At 42.5% G+C, this 4,684-nt stretch carries 7 protein-coding genes; 6 read left to right on the forward strand and 1 reads right to left on the reverse strand.

Going from position 1 to position 4,684, the window contains the following annotated elements:
- Window positions 1-222: 222 nt before the first annotated feature.
- From rseP to rpsN, 3 genes are read left to right on the forward strand one after another with little or no spacing between them, the layout of a single operon-like run.
- Window positions 223-1,320, forward strand: coding sequence for an RIP metalloprotease RseP (rseP, locus tag PN457_RS14390; RefSeq protein ID WP_271734060.1), 1,098 nt, complete (start codon window positions 223-225; stop codon window positions 1,318-1,320).
- Window positions 1,296-2,006: an endonuclease III gene (gene nth, locus PN457_RS14395; RefSeq protein ID WP_271734061.1), complete on the forward strand. Its 711-nt coding sequence runs from the start codon at window positions 1,296-1,298 to the stop codon at window positions 2,004-2,006. Before rseP ends, nth begins: the two co-directional genes overlap by 25 nt.
- Window positions 2,007-2,038: 32 nt before the next feature.
- Entirely contained in the window at window positions 2,039-2,341 is a 303-nt protein-coding gene (rpsN, locus tag PN457_RS14400; RefSeq protein WP_271734062.1) for a 30S ribosomal protein S14, read from the forward strand.
- Between the two features lie 39 nt (window positions 2,342-2,380).
- Here rpsN and PN457_RS14405 read toward each other — a convergent pair whose 3' ends face one another.
- Window positions 2,381-2,710, reverse strand: coding sequence for a hypothetical protein (locus PN457_RS14405; RefSeq protein ID WP_271734063.1), 330 nt, complete (start codon window positions 2,708-2,710; stop codon window positions 2,381-2,383).
- Window positions 2,711-2,782: 72 nt separating this feature from the next.
- Between PN457_RS14405 and aat the strand changes: the two genes are divergently transcribed.
- The 3 genes from aat (at window position 2,783) to PN457_RS14420 (ending at window position 4,424) form a co-directional block, all read left to right on the forward strand.
- Window positions 2,783-3,358: a leucyl/phenylalanyl-tRNA--protein transferase gene (gene aat / locus PN457_RS14410; RefSeq protein WP_271734065.1), complete on the forward strand. Its 576-nt coding sequence runs from the start codon at window positions 2,783-2,785 to the stop codon at window positions 3,356-3,358.
- Between the two features lie 142 nt (window positions 3,359-3,500).
- Window positions 3,501-4,064 (forward strand): peptide deformylase, encoded by a 564-nt coding sequence (gene def, locus PN457_RS14415; RefSeq protein ID WP_271734064.1) that lies wholly within the window; start codon window positions 3,501-3,503, stop codon window positions 4,062-4,064.
- A gap of 156 nt (window positions 4,065-4,220) precedes the next feature.
- A complete protein-coding gene (locus PN457_RS14420; protein WP_271734066.1) occupies window positions 4,221-4,424 on the forward strand; it encodes a hypothetical protein in 204 nt (67 codons plus the stop codon).
- The last annotated feature ends 260 nt before the right edge of the window (window positions 4,425-4,684 follow it).

Below are 4,684 nucleotides of genomic sequence, written 5' to 3' on the forward strand. Positions count from 1 at the left end.
ACTGTGGGGCGAGTTTTTTGTCCGGTTTTTAAACGCAAAGGTCGCTAAGTACGCGCAAAGGTTCGCAAAGGTGTTTGTTGAGAAGATGTTTTAATTGGCTGGGTGGGGTTTAATTACTAGATCCCGGACTTGTCACATAATCACAGATACCCTACTATAACTCTTTAGCCATTCCTTAACTATTAGAATAAGAATGATATATCCGAATTTTGACTAAGCTCTATGTCAGTTTTAGCAGCGATCGCAGTCTTGGCTGTTTTGATCTTGGTACACGAGTTAGGACACTTTACCGCAGCTCGTTCTCAAGGTATTCTCGTTAACCGCTTTTCTTTAGGATTTGGGCCTGTTCTTTGGAAATACCAAGGTTCTCAAACCGAATATGCTATCCGCGCGTTTCCTTTAGGTGGGTTTGTGGGCTTCCCCGATGATGACCCTGATAGCGATATTCCCCCCAATGACCCGAATTTGCTGCGTAACCGGCCAATTTTAGATCGGGCGATTGTCATTAGCGCGGGAGTGATCGCCAATTTAATCTTTGCCTATTTCTTGTTGGTAAGTCAGGTAGGTCTGGTTGGTATAGGACAAAGTAGCCAACCGGGAGTTTTAATTCAACAACTAGCGCCAGAGGTGAGTTCTGTGGCCGCATCTGCTGGAATTAAATCAGGAGATGTGATTTTAGCGGCTAATGACAGGGAATTTGGCACAGCACTACAGGAAATAGAAGATTTACGGGATATTATCAAAAATAGTCCCGGTCAACCTGTAGTGCTAGAAATTGCCCGTGGCGACCAAAGGCTAACTGTCAATGTAGTTCCTGAGGAGAAGCCAGCTGGAGGTAGTATTGGCGTGGGACTTGCTCCCAATGGTGAAGTTATTCGCCGTCCTGTGAAGAATTTGGCACAAGCTTTCAATATTGGTGGTAGTGAATTTCAGCGCTTGGTTACCATGACATTTCAAGGCTTTGGCCAACTAATTACCAACTTTGGCGAAACAGCTGGTCAGGTAGCAGGACCGATTAAAATTGTCCAAATTGGTTCTAGTATTGCCCAAAATGATACAGGTAGTCTGTTCTTTTTTGCTGCTTTAATCAGTATTAACTTGGCAATTATTAATATTTTACCTTTACCGGCTTTAGATGGCGGACAACTGGCATTCTTGCTAATTGAAGGTTTACGAGGTAAGCCAATACCTAACCGCATTCAAGAGGGTGTGATGCAAACTGGTTTAATGTTACTCTTGGGACTAGGAATTTTTCTGATTGTTAAAGAAACTAGTCAGTTAACCTCCCAGTTAGATTGGGTGCAAAAGTTATTCCAGTGAGTGTTACCCGCAAATCCTCATCTCAAAAGCAACGGGCGTTAGAAATTCTCGCCCGGTTGCAGGGTCTTTATCCAGATGCAACTTGCTCTTTGAATTACTCTACTCCAGTACAATTGCTGGTAGCAACCATTCTTTCGGCTCAGTGTACTGATGAGCGAGTGAATAAGGTTACACCAGCTTTGTTTGCCCGGTTTCCGGATGCGGCTAGTTTGGCCAATGCTGACCTAGAAGAGTTAGAAATTTTAGTACGGTCTACGGGTTTTTACAGAAATAAGGCCAAAAATATTCAAGCAGCTTGTCGGATGATTGTCAAGGAGTTTGACTCTGTTGTTCCCCAGGAAATGGAGCAATTATTACAGCTTCCAGGGGTGGCGCGAAAAACGGGAAATGTAGTTTTAGCTCATGCTTATGGTATTAATGCAGGGGTGACTGTTGATACTCACGTTAAGCGGTTAAGCCAACGCTTGGGGTTAACGAAATTTTCTGACCCGGTGAGGATTGAGAAAGATTTAATGAAGTTGTTACCCCGTCCGGATTGGGAAAATTGGTCAATTCGTTTGATTTATCACGGTCGTGCTGTTTGTAAGGCTCGTTCTCCCCTCTGCGAAGCTTGCTATCTCCATGATTTATGTCCGACTGGTGAGAAAACATTTATTTCGAGAAATTCTGAAAACACGATAGAATAGAAAATGCTGTCTGCAAACCAGTTAAAGAATTTATGGCAAAAAAGAGTATGATTGAGCGCGAAAAAAAACGCGCCAACTTGGTAGAAAAGTATAGTGAAAAGCGAGAAGCATTATTGACAGAATTCAAAAGTGCGGAATCTCCCTTGGATAAATTGGAAATTCACCGGAAAATTCAACAGCTACCCCGGAATAGTGCGCCGACTCGTCACCGCAATCGCTGCTGGGTAACTGGTCGTCCCAGGGGTGTGTATCGCGACTTTGGTCTGTCTCGGAATGTGTTCCGGGAATGGGCCCATGAAGGTCTTTTACCGGGTGTGGTTAAGTCTAGCTGGTAGTCACTGCTCATTTTCTCCTGGAAGGAGAAAATGACTAAACTATTCTCCGCAGCAACGGTCTATGCCTAGACTATCTAAGAGTAGATCGCTGACGGCGTTGGCGATCGCAAATTCTCCATAGAAACTTTTAGAAAAATCAAATGCCTGCATCTCTGTAACAATGGCTATAACTAGAGATCCTAAGTCATTCTCTCCTTCCATGCGTTGTCGGACAAAAATTTGTGCCGCCCTGTGGGCAATTTTTTGATTGACTATTTCGGGGAGGAATTCTGTGTCTAACCACTTTAATAATCGGTCTTGCAACCACTGACCTTCAAGATCAGGGTTGTTGGAAGGTGGTAGGGTAATGGGTGGTATTGCTTCGGTCATGTTTTTTTTAACGCAGAGGAACGCTAAGGGAAAGGCAAAGGTACGCTGAGGGTTTTTTTGCTTGCTGAAATTATGGAATACGATATCGCTGCTATTGTTCGGGGTTATGCTCAAGGTTATTTTCTCATGGCTGATGACAACAAAGGGCTGGGATGGTACAGTAGTCGCGATCGCACTTTGATTCCCTTAGATGAGCGATTTCGCTACCCTAGGTCTTTGCAGCGTGTTCTCAATCAAGAGCGTTTTACCCTGAGCATTAACTGTGATTTTCCATCCGTGGTGGCTGGGTGTGCTGACCGCGAGACTACTTGGATTTCGCCGGAGTTACAGGAGATTTACTACTTACTTTACCAGAATGGTTACGCTTATAGTTTTGAAACTTGGCAAGGTGACCAACTGGCTGGGGGTATCCTAGGAATTGTTATTGGGGGTGCTTTTATTGGTGAGTCGATGTTTTACCGCGTTCCTGAAGGTTCTAAGGTGGCGATGGTTAAGTTGGTGGAAAGATTGCGCCAAAACCAGTTTCTACTGTTTGATGCTCAAATGATGAACCCCCATTTAGCTAGATTTGGCGCTTATGGGATTAAGGATGAGGAGTACCAAAGTTTACTTAAACAAGCGCTACAATGTCGTTGTTCTTTGGTGTGAAGTAGAAAATAGGATAAATTCCTAGTCACAAGCTATACACTAAGTTTGATCTGCTATATAAAGAGTAGGGGTGATCACGCTCCCACTATGTTTTGATAGAATTAAAACGGTAGGAATTTTCACAACTTAGTCATTGATTATCATGCCTTCTGAAATTGCTGTCGAGAAGAAAAAGTTAAAAAATCCCCCCTTAAAACTTCACTATCTGGGCGATCGCGTCCTGCGTCAAGATGCCAAGCGGATTACTAAAGTAGACGATGAAATCCGTAAACTTATCCGGGAAATGCTGCAAACTATGTACAGTAGCGATGGTATTGGTTTGGCTGCACCTCAAGTAGGAATTCATAAACAACTGATTGTGATTGATTGTGAACCAGATAACCCTGCTAACCCCCCACTGGTATTGATTAACCCCACCATTAAACAAGTCAGTAAGGAAGTATGCGTCGCCCAAGAGGGCTGTTTGAGTATTCCCAATGTTTATTTAGAGGTAAAACGTCCCGAATCCGTAGAAGTTGCTTATAAAGATGAATACGGCCGTCCCAAAACCCTCAAAGCCTATGATCTACTCGCACGCTGCATTCAGCACGAAATGGATCACCTCAATGGGGTAGTATTTGTAGACCGGGTGGAAAATTCCTTGAGTTTAGCCCAGGAGTTATCGAAAAATGGCTTCTCCTATCAGTCGGTGAAACCAGTAGCATAGGGGTTCGCTAAAATCTGTTTTGCTGATCTTTCCTTCACTGAATTCATGCTACTATGAACTAAATAATTAAAAATTTGTACTGTGGATAGTTTAGGTACTTCCATGGTCAAGTAAGATAAAAAAGTGAGCAATTGTTAACATTTTCACATAGGAATAATAGTGTATACTCCAAAAAGCGGTTTATTTCTAGGTGGTGCTTGCATCACAGCGATCGCCGCCGTGGGTTCAGTATTTGAACTTACCTCTGGACAACCAGATTTAGGTGTTCAGGTAACTGCCATTATCCTCGGATTGAGCATTCCACTCACGGGATTATTTTTCTTTGCTGCAGTGAAGGACGCACGGGCTAACATTAAATAAGCATCAGGTATATAAAAAGGTAGAGGGATGAAACCAAAGGCAAAATTCATCCTTCACCTTTTATTTTTTTCGCTTGACATTTTTACCCATATTTATTCTTGGTTTATTCTTGGTTTAGTGTCTACAATAATTTAATGAATTTATAGTCATTTATGTACATTTGTAGTATAATATAATTATGAATGTACGATCATTAAATGAATGAAACTATCTGATTATGCAAAAAAGGTAGGGATAAGTTATAGAACTGCGTGGCGTTG

The sequence above is a fragment of the Anabaenopsis arnoldii genome, assembly GCF_028331025.1.
GTDB classification, from domain to species: Bacteria; Cyanobacteriota; Cyanobacteriia; order Cyanobacteriales; family Nostocaceae; genus Anabaenopsis; species Anabaenopsis arnoldii.

Bases quoted from the DNA above. Each gene is read 5' to 3' on its own strand.
- def (WP_271734064.1), top strand. From the start codon at position 3,501: ATGCCTTCTGAAATTGCTGTCGAGAAGAAAAAGTTAAAAAATCCCCCC.
- rseP (WP_271734060.1), top strand. From the start codon at position 223: ATGTCAGTTTTAGCAGCGATCGCAGTCTTGGCTGTTTTGATCTTGGTA.
- rpsN (WP_271734062.1), top strand. From the start codon at position 2,039: ATGGCAAAAAAGAGTATGATTGAGCGCGAAAAAAAACGCGCCAACTTG.
- PN457_RS14405 (WP_271734063.1), bottom strand. From the start codon at position 2,710: ATGACCGAAGCAATACCACCCATTACCCTACCACCTTCCAACAACCCT.
- aat (WP_271734065.1), top strand. From the start codon at position 2,783: ATGGAATACGATATCGCTGCTATTGTTCGGGGTTATGCTCAAGGTTAT.